This window comes from Lysinibacillus sphaericus, from assembly GCF_005217585.1.
Taxonomy (GTDB): domain Bacteria; phylum Bacillota; class Bacilli; order Bacillales_A; family Planococcaceae; genus Lysinibacillus; species Lysinibacillus sphaericus.
The window spans coordinates 117,550-133,982 of the sequence record NZ_SZPT01000001.1 but is presented as its reverse complement, the minus strand read 5'-3'; the positions used below and the strand labels follow the sequence as shown (position 1 = coordinate 133,982).

General features: G+C 37.0%; 15 protein-coding genes and 1 riboswitch. Of the genes, 5 read left to right on the top strand and 10 right to left on the bottom strand.

What is annotated here, in order from left to right:
- Nucleotides 1–7 precede the first annotated feature (7 nt).
- The 5 genes from FC748_RS00585 to mbcS all read right to left on the bottom strand — a co-directional run bounded on the left by FC748_RS00585 (nt 8) and on the right by mbcS (nt 5,188).
- On the bottom strand, nt 8–937 hold the full coding sequence (locus tag FC748_RS00585) for a class I SAM-dependent methyltransferase (protein ID WP_025220308.1): 930 nt from the start codon (nt 935–937) through the stop codon (nt 8–10).
- Nucleotides 938–1,025: 88 nt separating this feature from the next.
- Nucleotides 1,026–1,529, bottom strand: coding sequence for a thiol peroxidase (gene tpx / locus FC748_RS00580; RefSeq protein ID WP_024363789.1), 504 nt, complete (start codon nt 1,527–1,529; stop codon nt 1,026–1,028).
- A gap of 250 nt (nt 1,530–1,779) precedes the next feature.
- Complete coding sequence (locus tag FC748_RS00575) at nt 1,780–2,388, bottom strand: RDD family protein (RefSeq protein ID WP_108029955.1); 609 nt, start codon at nt 2,386–2,388, stop codon at nt 1,780–1,782.
- Between the two features lie 12 nt (nt 2,389–2,400).
- Nucleotides 2,401–3,414 (bottom strand): signal peptide peptidase SppA, encoded by a 1,014-nt coding sequence (gene sppA, locus FC748_RS00570; RefSeq protein WP_024363787.1) that lies wholly within the window; start codon nt 3,412–3,414, stop codon nt 2,401–2,403.
- 187 nt (nt 3,415–3,601) lie between these two features.
- Complete coding sequence (gene mbcS, locus FC748_RS00565) at nt 3,602–5,188, bottom strand: acyl-CoA synthetase MbcS (protein ID WP_108029956.1); 1,587 nt, start codon at nt 5,186–5,188, stop codon at nt 3,602–3,604.
- Between the two features lie 194 nt (nt 5,189–5,382).
- A riboswitch (TPP riboswitch) is annotated at nt 5,383–5,480 on the top strand.
- Nucleotides 5,481–5,572: 92 nt separating this feature from the next.
- On the opposite strand from mbcS, the gene thiM reads away from it, so the two are divergent.
- The 3 genes from thiM to thiE are packed head-to-tail and all read left to right on the top strand — an operon-like array spanning nt 5,573 to nt 7,771.
- The gene (gene thiM / locus FC748_RS00560; RefSeq protein ID WP_108029957.1) at nt 5,573–6,328 is read left to right on the top strand and encodes a hydroxyethylthiazole kinase; all 756 of its coding nucleotides are present in this window, start codon (nt 5,573–5,575) and stop codon (nt 6,326–6,328) included.
- Complete coding sequence (gene thiD / locus FC748_RS00555) at nt 6,328–7,155, top strand: bifunctional hydroxymethylpyrimidine kinase/phosphomethylpyrimidine kinase (RefSeq protein ID WP_108029958.1); 828 nt, start codon at nt 6,328–6,330, stop codon at nt 7,153–7,155. The genes thiM and thiD overlap by 1 nt, the downstream gene beginning before the upstream one ends.
- A complete protein-coding gene (gene thiE / locus FC748_RS00550; protein WP_108029959.1) occupies nt 7,142–7,771 on the top strand; it encodes a thiamine phosphate synthase in 630 nt (209 codons plus the stop codon). The genes thiD and thiE overlap by 14 nt, the downstream gene beginning before the upstream one ends.
- A 108-nt stretch (nt 7,772–7,879) precedes the next feature.
- Here thiE and FC748_RS00545 read toward each other — a convergent pair whose 3' ends face one another.
- From FC748_RS00545 to ezrA, 4 genes are all read right to left on the bottom strand, one after another.
- On the bottom strand, nt 7,880–8,086 hold the full coding sequence (locus FC748_RS00545) for an alpha/beta-type small acid-soluble spore protein (protein ID WP_024363781.1): 207 nt from the start codon (nt 8,084–8,086) through the stop codon (nt 7,880–7,882).
- A 212-nt stretch (nt 8,087–8,298) separates the two neighbouring features.
- Nucleotides 8,299–9,507: a tRNA uracil 4-sulfurtransferase ThiI gene (gene thiI / locus FC748_RS00540; protein ID WP_108029960.1), complete on the bottom strand. Its 1,209-nt coding sequence runs from the start codon at nt 9,505–9,507 to the stop codon at nt 8,299–8,301.
- Complete coding sequence (locus FC748_RS00535) at nt 9,504–10,664, bottom strand: cysteine desulfurase family protein (RefSeq protein ID WP_108029961.1); 1,161 nt, start codon at nt 10,662–10,664, stop codon at nt 9,504–9,506. The genes thiI and FC748_RS00535 overlap by 4 nt, the downstream gene beginning before the upstream one ends.
- Nucleotides 10,665–10,990: 326 nt before the next feature.
- On the bottom strand, nt 10,991–12,694 hold the full coding sequence (gene ezrA, locus FC748_RS00530) for a septation ring formation regulator EzrA (protein WP_024363778.1): 1,704 nt from the start codon (nt 12,692–12,694) through the stop codon (nt 10,991–10,993).
- 199 nt (nt 12,695–12,893) lie between these two features.
- On the opposite strand from ezrA, the gene hisJ reads away from it, so the two are divergent.
- Together hisJ and FC748_RS00520 are read left to right on the top strand one after the other, a co-directional pair.
- Entirely contained in the window at nt 12,894–13,691 is a 798-nt protein-coding gene (gene hisJ / locus FC748_RS00525; protein WP_108029962.1) for a histidinol-phosphatase HisJ, read from the top strand.
- A gap of 20 nt (nt 13,692–13,711) precedes the next feature.
- Nucleotides 13,712–14,191, top strand: a complete 480-nt coding sequence (locus FC748_RS00520) for a free L-methionine (R)-S-oxide reductase MsrC (RefSeq protein WP_024363776.1) — start codon at nt 13,712–13,714, stop codon at nt 14,189–14,191.
- 91 nt (nt 14,192–14,282) lie between these two features.
- Here FC748_RS00520 and FC748_RS00515 read toward each other — a convergent pair whose 3' ends face one another.
- Nucleotides 14,283–16,166: a sensor domain-containing diguanylate cyclase gene (locus FC748_RS00515; protein ID WP_108029963.1), complete on the bottom strand. Its 1,884-nt coding sequence runs from the start codon at nt 16,164–16,166 to the stop codon at nt 14,283–14,285.
- Between the last annotated feature and the right edge of the window lie 267 nt (nt 16,167–16,433).

Genomic DNA, 16,433 nt, shown 5'->3' with positions numbered 1-16,433 from the left:
TATTATTTTATTTTCCTTCTTGCCACATCTTCACTTTCTCAAAAAACAGTGCAAGCGCTTGTTTATTTTGCATATTTGGTACTTTTGCCAATAATACTTCTTTCGGGGCTTTAAAAGCTTCCCCTTGCTTTTGTAAAATCACAATACTTTTTTCAAGTGCTTTATTGGCAAACATTGTATCTGGCAATTGAATAATCGCTTGAATCCAAGCATGCTTTTGGATGTACTTATGCAGTTGTTTCGACTGTTCTGATTCAAAAAGATGTGTTGGCGCTAAGAAAAATAAATAGCCTCCGTCTTTCGTATAATTGATAGACTGCTCAATAAATAAATGATGAGCATAGCTCATGCCTTCAGAAGCACAAAGCTCATAATCTAGTGCTACTTCCTCATTCGGATAGTATCCGACTGGTAAATCACAAACAATCGCATCTACAGGATCCACCAATAAGTCTTGCAACGCATCTTGGCGATATAAAGAAACTGGTTGCTCTGTTAAATCTGCTGTTGCTGCAGCTAATTGGATCAGTAATTCATCTACCTCCACGCCTGATGCTTCTAATTTTCCATCAAGTAAATTCATAACTGTTAACAATAGATTACCTGTTCCCACTGCTGGGTCCATGATTGTCAGCTTTTCTTTCTCTAATCGATCCGCAAAAATTTGTTCAACAAAATAACCAACTAATAAACCAAGCGTATCTGGCGTCATTTGATGATTTGGCTGGGAACCTTTACGCATCCCTTTTAAAATCGCAATTTGAATAGATTTACGCACATCTTCTTTCGTTGCTCCTTGTTGGGAGAAATCTACTTCTCCATCAAGCCATGCTTCTAGCCCATCAAGCACACCTTCAAGCAATGTCGCATCTTGCTCTTTTTCTATTTTTTCTGCATGCTCATTCAGCATCCCAAATAGTTTTTCAATTTTTTCCATACATAACTTCCTTTCACGCAGAAAAGAGCCGTGACAAAACCTGTCACAGCCCTTTTGTCTAGTATTATCTTAGCCTAAAAGAAGCAAATTATGCTAGTGCTTTCACTGCTGCAATTGCTGCTTCATAGTTTGGATGATCTGTAGCTTCAGGTACATACTCGACATAAGTCACTTTGCCAGTTGCATCTACCACAAAAACAGCACGTGCTAGAAGGCGCAATTCTTTAATATATACGCCATATGCTTCACCAAATGACAGGTCACGATGATCTGAAACTGTTTGAACAGCATCAATTCCTGCAGCTCCGCACCAACGTTTTTGTGCAAATGGCAGGTCAACTGATACTGTATAAATTACTACATCATCGCCTAAATTTGCAGCTTCCTCATTAAAACGGCGCGTTTGTGCATCACATACACCTGTATCTAATGATGGGACTACGCTAAACAAGCGAATTTTACCTTCTGAATCTTTTAAAGAAACAGGTGATAAATCATTTGCTAATACTGTGAAATCCGGTGCTTGGTCTCCAACCTTTACTTCGTTACCTATTAGTGTTACTGGACCCTTTTTAAATGTAATTTGTGCCATGTTAACGCCTCCTAATCATCATATGTACATAATCTTACTAAATGTAGGGAAATAATTGCAACTAGGACAACTTATCTTCATGCAATTATTGTGATGGCTTGTCAGCTACCACTCCTATTTACACTGTTCACACACATTTTTAAAGATAATTACAAAAAAATGTTAGATGACTGTAATCATCTAACATTTTTACATATCAAAAATTTACATCTCTTTGTCAAGTCACTCAAAGTGATGTTTTGCCTGCTGATTATTCCTCAGGCTTCTCCTCCAACTTTTCAGGCTCTTTAGCAGTTTCCTGAATAGTTGCTGTCGTTTGTACTGTTGCTTGCACAGTTTCTTTTACTATATACACTTTTTCATGAACAACCGTAGTCTCCGCAAAATAATCATGTATACCTTGATTGTCAGGTAAAATCGCAACTAAAATATACAGCGGCGTAAAGATATTACTGATTAAACGACCAATCCATTCTCTGAACAGCACATCTGACCATTGGAGTTTATCATGTTTCAGCGATACTACACGTAACCCCAATGCCATTTTCCCTAAAGTTTGCCCGAAAAATTTCGTCATCAAAACAAAGTAACAATAATAAAGAACAGCTGAAATAATTGAAATAGGTGCATACCACACTGATTCTGATAATGACCAGTCCATTAAGTAAAATATTGGATTAACAGCAATTCCTATTATTGCAGAAATAATTAATCCATCCAGGACAAATGCCCAAAAACGTACCCAAAATCCTGCGGTCTTCAATTCATAGTTTGTCATCACTGTAGGCGTCACTGTTTTATCTAGCAATTCTTGGCTTATCGAGGGTGTCCCTTGCAAAACGAAATCATTGTTTGTCATGGTATGCCCTCCTTAGTATTCACCATATAAATACATCATTTTTGGTGCCTTGTATTCCGTCATAATTTTCATCAACATTTTTTCTTCAGCCGAAGGACCAAATAGTGAACCTACTTTCATGCCAATTAATGACGGTAAGCCTCCTTGATTATACGAGTATTCGAAAAGAACTGCATCCTCTAATCCAAAATCTTGTCGTAAAGCTGCAATTGCCGCTTGCTCATCGCCAATTTCGTCAATTAAGCCTGCTTCAAGTGCCTTTGTACCGCCAAGAATTCGACCATCAGCTACCTTTTTTACATCCGCTTCAGACATATTTCGTCCTTTTTCAACAATATCAACGAACTCTTCATAAGATTCATTAATCATATCTTGCATCATAGCACGTTCTTCTGCAGTAATTTCACGCGTAGGGCTTAGCATATCTTTATGTTGCCCTGATTTAAACGTTTCAAATTTCACGCCAACTTTTTCGGCTAATTCTTGATAATTAATAGATTGCATAATGACACCAATAGAACCTGTTATTGTATCACGATGTGCATATATTTTATCTGCTGGTGCTGAAATGTAGTAACCACCCGACGCTGCCATAGAATCCATCGACACGTAGATAGGAATTTGACGCTCTTCTTTAATTTCTAACAATTTCTTATAAATTTCTGCCGATTCCTTTACTCCACCACCTGGAGTATTCACACTTAGTACAATCCCCTGTACTGTATCATCAGCTAAAATATTATCCAATTGATTTAAGAAAAACTGGTGATCGTAAGCAATGGATTGCCATAATGTATTCGATCCAACATCTTGAATCGTCCCATCCACTTTCAAATATGCGATACGTTTAGTATGATCTTCACCTTCAATAATCGTTTCGTATACATCTAAATTTTTGCCAGCCATCACGCTATCAAAATTACTAAAGAAATCTGATTTAAAAATCGCCATAATTGTGTTAAGTCCTAATGAAAACACTAATAATACAGCTGCAACTGCTAAGGCTATCCACCTTTTTGTATTCATCTAATCGCCTCCTCTTCACGTTATACGTCTAAATGTCGAAAACGTTTCACTTTTAAGTGATTTTTATGTAAAAGTTTTTCCCACATTTATTATTTTGCCATAAACGAAATAGGGATGTACAAAAAAAATCAAAAGTTCATCATAAAGCATGAACTTTGATTTTTCGACATTATTTCCTAGGAAATAATTATTGGTGTGTGTAATGGGCTTTTTCTTGTTGTCGTAATTCGACACGACGGATTTTTCCAGATGCAGTCTTTGGTAATGCTTCAACAAATTCAATTGCTCGTGGATATTTGTAAGGTGCTGTCATCAGCTTCACATGGTTTTGTAGCTTTTGAATAAGCGTATCATCACCTGTCACTCCTTCACGCAAGACGATAAAGGCTTTCACAATATTTCCTCTTACTTCATCAGGGCTTGCCACAACAGCAGCTTCTTTAACAGTAGGATGCTTCATTAAGGCATCTTCCACTTCAAATGGCCCAATTGTATAGCCTGACGAAATAATGACATCATCACCACGTCCCTCAAACCAAAAATAGCCATCTGCATCTTTATATGCTCGGTCACCGGTAATATACCAATCTCCACGGAATTGCATGCTAGTGCGTTCTGGGTCCTTGAAATACTTTTTAAACAGTGCTGGGGTTTGACGATGAACGGCAATATCTCCAACAACGCCATCAGCAACAGGATTTCCAAAATCATCAATAATTTCGACTGTATTGCCTGGTGTCGGTTTACCCATAGAGCCGACGCGAGCATCCATGCCAACCAGTGTCCCAACAAGCAATGTATTTTCTGTTTGGCCATAGCCATCACGCACTTGAATATGAAACGTTTTTGAAAACACTTTAACGACTTCACTATTTAACGGCTCACCCGCTGATACAGCTTGACGGATGGCACTTAAATTATAGTCCTGTAGATTGTTAAGTGTGGCCATAAAGCGATATTCTGTTGGGGTACAACATAACACATTTACTTTAAATTTTTCTAGCAATGACAAGTAAGTCGAAGCATCAAATTTTCCTTTATAGACAAATGCTGTTGCTCCACTACCTAACGTTGCTAAAAACGGACTCCAAATCCATTTTTGCCAACCGGGTGCGGCAGTAGCCCAAACTATATCATTTTCTTGGACACCTAACCAATTCGGTGCTGTCGTACGTAAATGCGCATAACCCCAGCTATGTGTATGAACAGCTGCCTTAGGATTCCCTGTTGTCCCACTTGTATAAGCTAAAAAGGCATGATCTGTACTTTTTGTCGGTGTAGGGTTTGTATAATTTGTAGGATGTTCCTTCATTTTTTCAAGCAATGGTTGCCATGGTGCATGCGCGTGACCAATAACGAATTGCATAATTCCTTTTAAATTTGTTACGTCGTCAAATTGCTCAATATATGGCTCATAGGCAATAATACCTTTGGCATTGGCATGTGTAATACGATATTCAATATCCTTTGTACGTAACATTTCAGAGCTAGGGATAATAGTTAAACCCGCTTTCAGTGCCGCTATGTAAACAATATAAGCTTCGACAGATCTTGGAACCATCACTAATAGCACATCGCCCTTCGTTAAACCCTGCGAAGTAAATACATGGGCAGCCTGATTCGCCTTTTCCAGTAAATTTGCGTATGTAATATATTGAATTTCTTCGTTGTCATTATAAACTATTAATGCATTTTTAGATGGATCTTGAGCATACTTTTCAATTTCCTCCACAATGTTATACCATTCTGGTGCAATTAAATCCTGTCTTTTCATCATAACTTCCTCCTTAATACTAGGTTCATTATAAAACTCATTTTTTACGATTTTCAATGGAAGGACCCTATTTTAAAAAAGTCATGACAATTATCATGGTCTAGTATATGGCATCAGTCACTGCTTTCCAAATAATGATAAAATGCTATTGAATACTATGAAAAGGTATGTTACATTTTGGTCAACTAAAATTTTCATGATTGCAGGGGGACTCTTGTGAGTTGAGAAGGTAAAACCTGACCCTTTGAACCTGTTAGTTAATACTGACGTAGGGAGCAATACACATCTTATTATTGATGAAAAGCTCTTTTTACGTGTGCCTTGTGCCCGAATAAAAAAGAGCTTTTTTTGCATGCTTACGTCCACCAAAAGAGGAGGACTACAATGGTTTTTCAAACGATTCGTAAAAAACAACCGTTGATTCACTGCATAACCAATTATGTAGTGGCAAATTTTCAAGCAAATGGCTTACTAGCAATTGGTGCATCACCGGTAATGGCGGATGATCCGCAGGAAGTCGAAGAAATGGTATCCATCGCATCAGCGTTATTAGTCAATATCGGAACGCTTACTACACGAACAAAAGAGTCGATGTTACTTGCAGGAAAAAAAGCGAATGCCCTTGGTATACCAGTAATTTTGGACCCAGTAGCTGCTGGCGCTACAGCATACCGCAAACAAACGGTACTACAGTTATTAGATTCGATTCATTTTGCTGTTATCCGCTGTAATGTTGGCGAACTTGCCGCGATTGCTAATGTACAATGGCAACAAAAAGGTGTTGATAGTGGTACTGGTTCCATATCTGTTGAGGATAAAGCAAAAGAAATAGCAAAAAAATTTAATTGCATCGTGATTGTAACTGGTGAAAAAGATTTTATAACCGATGGGAACCTTGCGCAATGGATTGCTGGTGGTCATACTCGAATGACAGAAGTGACAGGTACTGGCTGTTTATTAAGCGCAATTTGTTGTGCTGCATATATGGCGGGCAATGAGCCTTTTTCTCAATTATGCGAAACATTAACGAGCTATAAAAAAATTGCTGAACATGCTCATTCGGCTGCTCAATACAATGGTGATTTTGCTGTAGCAGTCTTAAACGAATTGCATCGTTTATCGAAGGACGGTGCTATTTGATGCACATTGTTACAACAATAGCGGGCTCTGATAGCGGTGGCGGTGCAGGTATCCAAGCAGATTTAAAAACATTTCAAGAATTAGATGTATTCGGAACGTCCGTAATTACAGCTTTAACTGCCCAAAACACACAAGGTGTCATGGATGTGCTACCCATTGAACAAGCTTTTATAAATAAACAATTTCATGCTCTCTTAGAGGATTTCCCAATTAGTGCCATTAAGACTGGCATGCTTTTTTCCTCTGATATTATTCGTACAATTGCGCTAGCTATGACGAATTTAACCATCCCTCTTATAGTTGATCCTGTCATGATTGCAAAGGGCGGTGAAACGTTATTACAACAAGAAGCTGTGGAGGCATTAAGAAACAATTTATTACCACTTGCCACGATTGTAACGCCAAATATACCAGAAGCTGAAACATTAACTGCAAGAAAAATCGAAACCGTGTCTGACATTCGACTTGCGGCGCATTCGTTACTACAGCTAGGTGTTCAATGCGTGATTATCAAAGGTGGCCATCTAGCGAACAAAGATTTTGCTGTAGATTATGTATTTTTTAAAAATGGCAAATCATTCTCAATGCAGACTAGTCGAATTGCGACGAAAAATACACACGGGACAGGGTGTACATTTTCTGCCGCATTAACAGCTTTTATTGGCCGTCAAATGCCGATAGAGCAAGCCATTATTGAGGCTAAGAAATTCATTCAACTAGCCATTACTCATAACTTATCGATTGGTCATGGTAATGGACCAACCAATCATTTTGCTTACCAAAAATTCAAAGAAAGTTGCGAGGTGACCATAGGTGAAACGCAGTGATTTGCAGCTCTATTTTATAATGGGCACAGCGAATGCAAAAATCAAACAACCATTAGCAATACTAGAGGAAGCGTTGCAAGCTGGTATTACGATGTTCCAATTTCGAGAAAAAGGAACAGATGCACTAACTGATGAACATTATGAACATTTTGCCCGTCAATGCCAAAAACGATGTCATCACTACAATGTTCCATTTATCGTAAATGATGATATTGAGCTTGCCTTAAAGCTCAAGGCAGACGGTATTCATATTGGACAAGATGATTGTCCCATCTCGCTAGTAAGAGAAAAAATTGGTGAGGACATAATACTTGGTGTTTCGGTTCATACAGCGGATGAATTACAAATCGCTATAGAAAATGGCGCAGATTATGTAGGGATTGGTCCCATTTTTGCCACCACTTCTAAAAACGATGCCAAAGCGCCAAGTGGTACTGAATTTTTACAACAAGCACGCCGTCATTATCCCGAGTTGCCGATTGTAGCAATTGGAGGCATTAACTGTCACAATGCAGAAACTGTATTAAAAGCTGGTGCAGACGGTGTAGCAGTTATTTCCGCAATTTGTGAAAGTCATAATATTCACCAAACCGTTGAGACCTTTAAATCGTATTGATTGAATAATTCGAGTTGCGCTAGTCATAAAAAAAAGTAAAAATAAACAAACTAAAACCAGTGCCTTTTACGGTCACTGGTTTTAAGTTCAATAAATGCTTTTTTGCAATTATTGTTTTGGCATACCTTTTAATTGAGATTCTGCCATTTGTACAAGACGTTTAGTGATTTCACCACCAACGGAACCGTTAGCACGAGCTGATGCGTCAGCTCCTAATTGAACACCAAATTCTTGTGCAATTTCGTATTTCATTTGATCAAGCGCTTGTTGTACACCAGGTACTGCAAGCTTGTTTGAACTGTTGTTGTTTGTCATGTCTCTCACCTCCTTGTGAATATAGAATGTGCGATATTCGATTTTTAATACGAAAATTTTAAAGGTAAAATGTAACTCTAAAGGAAAAAGACTAGAAAATATAAAAAAACCGTCCCAAATTACAAATTTGAGACGGTTTCCTTCTTATTATAATGTCGTTATTGGTCTTTATAAGAAAAGAACATTCTTTTTAGTTTAAATCCGTAAATTTTTTATAAAAGATCTGCAAATTTATCTTTAGGCTGTTCTTTTTTCGGGAAAATGTACACTTCACGGTTTTTCACAGCACGTTCGATTAGTTCATCAAAATCAGAAAAGCTTTCATAATGCTCTACTTTTTCAAGCTTTGGCTTTGTTTTCGGACTAGCTGGGGTGAAAATTGTACAGCAATCCTCAAATGGCTGAATTGACGTTTCATATGTGCCGATTTTTTCTGCAATATCAATAATTTCTAATTTATCATTTGAAATAAGCGGACGTAAAATTGGTGTATTCGTTACAGCATTAATCGCCGTTAAACTTTCTAGCGTCTGACTTGCTACTTGTCCAAGACTTTCACCTGTTACAATGGCCAGTGCATTAATTTCCTCACGTACTTTATCTGCCACCTTTAACATCATGCGACGTGTTGTTGTCATTGACACATTGGACGGCACTCTGTCTTTAATAAGTACTTGGATTTCTGTAAATGGAATAACATGCAGGCGAATACTTGCACCAAATTTTGTTAGTTCATTTGCAAGTACTTTTACTTTTTCCAATGAATTTTGACTTGTATACGGTGGGCTAAAGAAATGAATTGCTTCTAAACGTACACCGCGTTTCATCATTAAATACCCAGCAACAGGACTATCAATACCGCCTGACAGCATTAATAATGATTTGCCGTTAGAGCCAACTGGCATACCACCTGCGCCTGGTATCACTTGCGCCATCATATATGTTGAATCGTGGCGTACTTCCACTCGTAATTCTACATCTGGATGTTTCACTTTTACTGATAAGTTTTGATATTGTGGTAAAACATGCCCACCAATTTCGCGTTGAATGCTGTGAGAATCTAATGGGAATGTTTTATCTGTACGTTTCACTTCAACTTTAAATGTTAGCTGTTGATCTTTAAATGTGTCCATGATTGTAAGCGCAAGTCGCTTCATAGCATCCATATCTTTTTCACATGCAGCAACTGGGCTAAATGATTGAATTCCAAAAATTTTCGGTAAGCCTGCTAATAAAACATCCATCTGTGCTTCATCTTGAATGGCAATAAACATTCGGTCGCGTTCTGTGCGGATGTGTAAATGGCCTAAATCTGCAAATGCATAGCGAATATTTTCACGTAAACGGCGGATAAAGTCCATTTTATTACGTCCTTTTGTCGATAGTTCGCCATATCGAATTAAAATTTCTTTCCAAATCATAATAATAGTTCTCCTTTAAGTTCCTTCAATACTGTATTAATAACTTGTATTAATTGGGTTATATCGTCCGATGTTACATGTGCACCAAAACTAACACGAACAACACCTTTTTTAAAATGTTCATCAATATTTAAGGCTTCGACAACATGGCTTGTCTTTGTTTGTTTGGAAGAACAAGCACTCGAAGTCGATACAATCACGCCATGTTTTTGCAAAGCATTGATCAGTACCTCGCCTTTTATATCTCGTACACTAAACGATAAAATATGAGCTGCACACTCTGGAGTAGATATTATATGCACAATATCACCAAAATGCGCTAGTGCTGCACGTAATTGCTGTTGCCAATTACGGTAGTTTTCAGAACGTTCATCCATTGTTTCGACTGCCATACGAGCCGCTTTTGCCAATGCTACTGCTTGAGGTACAGCCACTGTGCCACTACGTAAGCCGAATTCCTGTCCACCACCAAAAGCATAAGGTTGCCATTGCATTGGCTTACGAAAAGCTAAGACACCAGAACCTTTAAAGCCATGGATTTTATGTCCAGAAATCGTAATACAATCTGGCCCATCTTCACCTTTAAACGTTAATGGAAGTTTTCCAAAGCTTTGGACTGCATCCACATGAAATGCCGCTCTACTTTCTGCATGAACGATAGCAGCCGCTTCAGAAATAGGTTGAATTGCTCCCATTTCATTATTGACATGCATTATGCTAACCAATATCGTATCTTTCCGTATTTTGGCTCTTAGCTCATCTAATGAAATAACACCTTGTTTATTGACACGTAAATATTCTATTTCAAAGCCTTCCTTTTCAAGCTGCTTGACTGGCTCTAACACAGAAAGATGCTCAATTTCCGTTGTTATAACATGTTTTCCTTTATGCGTATTACCGCGTGCGAAACCTAAAATGGCTGTATTATTCGATTCGGTTCCACCTGAAGTAAATAGCACATTTTTTGCTTCAGTCTTCAAAATATCTGCTACTTGCTCCCGTGCACGCATTAATAATGCATTTGATTCTACACCCATGGCATGGATTGATGCAGGATTTGCATAATATTGCTCATTTACTGCCATAAATGTTTGCATCACTTCTTGATAAGGCTTTGTAGTAGCACTATTATCAAGATAAATTGTATTAGCTTTCATTATTTTTCACACACTTTCAAAACGTTGATTTAACGGTATTTATCATAACGCAATCTGTCGCAATTGACTACTAAATATTCTAATTTCGTCATTTTAGGTCCGCTTAGCATCGCTTATTTATTGCGAATATGCTGTGAATTTCAGCTGATTTCACACCATAGAAAAATATTTTGGAAAACATTTATTTAGGATAAAATACCCAAAACAACCAGTAAAATGTTCAAGTAAAAGAGTACGGTCGTAAAAAAAGCTACCTAAAAAGGTCACTTCACTTTTTAGGCAGCTAATTCATTTGTTATTGTCTATTTGTTACTGTCATAAAGCTTTTATGACTTTGTGAACGCTTCTTCGGCAACAATGGCCTCAATGCGTTTCAAAGCACCTGGCTCCATTTCCTCCACTGCAGTCCCTGCTTCTTCTAAAGCCTTTGCATACCGGAATTGATGAAATGCCTCTTCTGCTTCTTTTAAACGAGCATTTAACTTTGGATTTGTTGCACGGTGGCGATTGCCATATTGAATAATACGTTCGATAAGCATGACGTTTTCAATCAATTCATGTGCTTTCGCGTGAACATCCTCAACACAAAGTGTCGCTGCATTTAAGTTATTATGGACAGTTCCCATATTGAGCGGTACCTCTTGTAGACTTTGCATCACAACGTAAATATGCTCCGCTGCCTCATCTAATCGCGCATCCATCTCTTCAGGAATACCTGGAATATTCGCCTTATTTAACAGACGATCTGTTTCTTGTAACGTTTTTTTCAAGTTGTCCACTTGTGTCCGAGCCTTATTTTCATCTATGCGAAGTTTTTTCATTGTATTCGATAAATGCCCTTGCTCTTCGTGTATGCGCTCCAGTTCTTCACTAATTTCAATTAATTCCTCTTGTAAGCTTGAATAGGCCGATTTTTCCTCTGACACACGCATCGCCAATAAATCATAGCGACGTTGTAATGCTTCTAATTGTTTTAGCGCCGCTTTTGGAATTTCTGCATCTTTTTCATTCAAGTGGTAGCTTTGCTGGACAAATGTTGCTTCATCACTTACTAATCGAGTGGAGTTAATAACATTCGTAATCGATCCTAATAAGCGCTCACAATTTTGGTCGACATAGTTTTTAGCAATCACTTCTTTTTCAAGCAAGTCATAAAAACGGTCTATTTCTTCATTTATTTCAGCAACTCGAGGTTTCACAGATGTTAATTTCAGCTCCGCAAGTTCTTCTTTTAACGAAGCAAACTCTTCTTCCAGTTTGTCCAGTGCCTCTGTAAGTTCTAAATGATGCAAGTAGTAAGATTGTTCTTCCATTTCACGCTGACCATTGCGTAATTCTTGAATTGCACCAGGTAATTTTACTTGTAGTTCTGTTAAAATAGTTGGCACATCATTAATATATTCAAACGTTTGCTGAGATTCATTATTTAAGCTAATTACTATTTCACGCGCTTGTAAATAATTGCCCTCGCTTGTGAGTACATCAAATTCTTCAAATTTTTGTACAAACACTTCTAGTTTTTGTTCAAGTGCTGGTAGGGCTACACCAAATGAGTGCTGATGTGCAAGCAATGTTTTACGTGCTGATCGATAATATTCTTTTAACTGTTCAATTTCAATACGGTTTTTTTCTTCGCTGCCAATTAATTCATTAAGTTCTTCTAAGATTTTATCTTTATCTTTTTCACACTTACGAATATAATCTTCTATTTCACGCTCAATCAACGTTGCTTTTTTAAAACGAAGGCGATTGATTTGGTCTTCAGCATCGAATAAAAGCGAATCAATTTTTGTCATATGTACGTCGATGACTTCATCCCAACTATTACGCCACCGTTCAAACATTTCCTCTGTTTCGCCATTCATGTTTAAAGATTTAACTTTAGAAATTTCTTCATTTATGGGATTGTTTTGTATTTGTAATTTTTCATTTTCAAGTTGTGCAATAATTGTTGTATGTTTTCTTCGCATCATTAATCCTACTATGGCTAAAATTAATAGTAGGATAATCGGAATGATGATATACTCCATCGTAAGCCTCCTATTCTACAATAAACGAATTGGCTAGTTGTATTTATTATATACTATGTTTTCGCCTTTTGTACTAAAATTTAAGTGATTTTCAGAAAAGTGTATTCACGACCTACATATTGACAGCTTCCCCTATGTCATTGAACATAGAGCGTAAATATGTATTTATCATTTTAATAGTTAAAGGAGTGTAAAATGTATGAAAAGAGACGGGCACATCCATAGCCCCTATTGCCCACATGGGTCATCTGATTCATTTACACAATATATTGAAAAAGCAATTGCTGAAAACTTTACCGATATTACATTTACAGAACATGCACCATTACCCTCTAATTTCCAAGATCCTACACCTGAACAGGATAGTGGTATGCGCCCAGATTTTTTAATGCCTTATTTGGAAGACTTACAACGACTTCAAAAACAATATGCACAGGATATTCGCATTCGCATCGGTTTAGAGATCGACTATATTGTCGGCTTCGAGCAAGAAACACGTCATTTTCTTGATACATATGGACATTTTTTAGACGATGCCATTTTATCTGTTCATTTTTTACAATGGCAAAATACGTACGAATGCATTGATTTTTCTGCTGAAAGTTTTATAAATTTTGCCCACAAAGTAGGTTCTGTTGAACGTCTCTATCATTTATATTATGATACTGTCCTACAATCTATTGAAGCTGACTTAGGACAATACAAACCTAAGCGCATCGGGCATCCAACACTTATTCATAAATTTCAGCTAGCCCATCTTCAGCCAGTTGATGACACTGACCGCATCCAAGAAGTATTAACTACTATGCAACAAAAAGGATATGAGTTAGATTTAAATAGTGCTGGCTTAAGTAAAACATATTGTCAGGAACCCTATCCACCATTTGCCTTTATCGATTATAGTAAAACGATTGGTTTACCTATCATTTTCGGTTCAGATGCTCATGCTGCTGTCGATTTACATCAGCATTATAAAACTCTATTTCCAGACAAATAACGTTTAAACGAGGTGCTCATATGTTTACACAAATTAATTACGAAGGATCTATTGCGGATCAATACAAGACATTAGCAAAACAGTTAGATGCATTACTCACTGGCGAAACCGATCGCATTGCAAATTTAGGTAATGCATCTGCCTTGCTTAATCAATTTCTTACAGACATTAACTGGGTTGGCTTTTACCTTTTACAAGAGGATGAACTAGTTTTAGGGCCATTCCAAGGCTTACCAGCTTGTGTGAGAATTCCAATTGGACGCGGTGTGTGTGGAACAGCTGTAACAAAAAAAGAGACACTTGTCGTAAAAGATGTTCATGCATTTCCAGGGCATATTGCATGCGATGCTGCCTCTCAATCAGAAATTGTCATTCCGCTTATTCAACAAGAGAAGGTGATTGGCGTTCTTGATATTGATAGCCCTATTAAAAATCGCTTTTCACAAGAAGATCAAACCGGCTTAGAACATTTTGTAGAAACACTACTTCTTCATATTTAATATTTCGCAATATTATCTTATAGCCACTAAAAAATGCCCTGAAATGGATTATAAATATATCATTTCGGGGCATTTTATAGTAAACCATCTATTATGCATTTGTTTGTAACGTCCGATCATGGATACAAAATCTATTTTTCCCATTGTTTTTCGCTTCATATAAAGCTGTATCGGCGTGTAGAAAAACCGATTGAAAAGCTGGTCGATAGTATTGATCCCATGTTATAAGACCTGCTGAAATCGTTACTTTAGGGTCCGTAGCATTCGGAATGACTTCAACTATTGTTGAAGCTAACTCAATGGCCTCTTGCTCACCAACATTTGGTACATACACCGACATTTCTTCTCCACCCCAGCGAGCACAAATACCGCTAGCACCTATTGTTTCTTCTAATTTCACGGCAATTTGCACAAGAATTTTATCGCCTGTTTGATGGCCGTAAGTGTCATTGATGCGTTTAAAATTGTCAATATCAATAAGCAAGAACATACCTGATTGATCTTTTTTCAGGGATTTTTCTACATATTGATCTAAATAACTGCGTGCATATAATTTTGTTAAATGATCGCGGTCAACCATTTCTTGTAGCTGATTGCGTAAAATAGAGTTGGCAATCGCTAACGAAGAATGATGGATTAAAGATTGCATTAACTTAAAGCTATCAAATGAAAAGAAATAGGGCTCTTTGTGCAGTACGATACTAAAGCCATTTATTTTTTCCTCCATTAAGATAGGAATCGCCATAATTGAACGATATTCTATTTGATTTGGGGTTAATCGGCTAAAATCTGCTATAAAGAGTGGATCATTTGTATGCTCAAAATGTTGTTCAACATGTCTAATATAAATATTACCTTCTTCTGATTTAAATAACGATGTGCTAGCATCTGTCACTTCATAGGTAGCATGATCTTTAAAAGCGAAACAAACTTCCATTGGTTGGAAAGACTTCATTAATTGTTTTTGTAGGAAAAGTAACATTTCATTAATATCAATGCGCATATTTAATCGATGCGAAGTTTCATTGATGAGTTGTAAGTCACTTACGAGGCGATGCGATTGATGATATAATTTTGCATTTTCTAGCGCATTTCCAGATGCTTGTGCTAACATGCGCACAAAGTCTTTTTCGGTTGCTGAAAAAAGATATGTGGTTGGTGCACTCACTTGCAAAATGCCATAAATAGCTTGTCTCCCTTTTATAGGGGCGTTTAATAAACGACAATTCAAGTCTCCGGCTAGTTCAGTAGTCAATTCTCCTGATACAAAAGCTTCGATAGTAGCCGGTCTTTCAGACAGATAATCAAAAAGTTTTATATCGATAGTCGTATGGCGATCTTGATCGTTAGATAATATAAGTTCCACATTAAATTCTGGAAAATTATCGCGAATATTTTTTAAAACGTTTTCTAAAATCAAATCAATATCCATTGTTGAGTGAAATAAATCGGTCATGTTATAAAGTTTTCTATATTGGTCTTCATTTAACTTTACTTCGAGATTTTCAATCAGCATTTGTAAAACTTTTGTAAGCGTTTCTACACACTCTTCACCGTAATCCGAAGTCATAAAGTCCGTCCAAGTATCGGTGGCTTCAACAAGTAACACACCCATAGGCTCTTTGCCCTCCGTCTGGAAAAGCACCATATCTGTCATCATATTATAGGCTGTTTTTTCTTTTAATATATAAGGAAGCTTTACTACTTTCTGTTGGTAAAAGCTAGCTTCTATCATTAGCCATGACACAGCATTTAGTTTTGTTTCAATTGTCAAAGAGGCCAATTCTTCTACAGGTATTAAACTATTCCCTTCAAAACTAAGAAAGGCCGCATTTTCAATTTTCAAGTGCTTCTTTAGACACTGTTTAAATGAATAAAAATACTCATTAAAACTGACTAGTCCTCCATTCGAACTCACCCAAATGCTCAAAACATCAGATTTTATATATTTCAGCGTTTGTAAATGGTCTGTCATGAAATCACCTTTTCTATATAACGTACAAATCAATTACTATTAACTTATAATGTATTATACATAATTTGTGTCATTTTGACTATGTAATTCTACCTTACTTTTACATTTTACATTTACTACCGCATCAATAACCATTTCGTATTAGTGTTAAATTCCTCTCAAGGAAATTCCTACTATAGTTCTTTTTAAAAATAGCCATACTAATAATTGACGTCTACGCTCTAAGCAGTTACAATGAAGTTTGTGTAAAATAAACGCAGCAGTGGT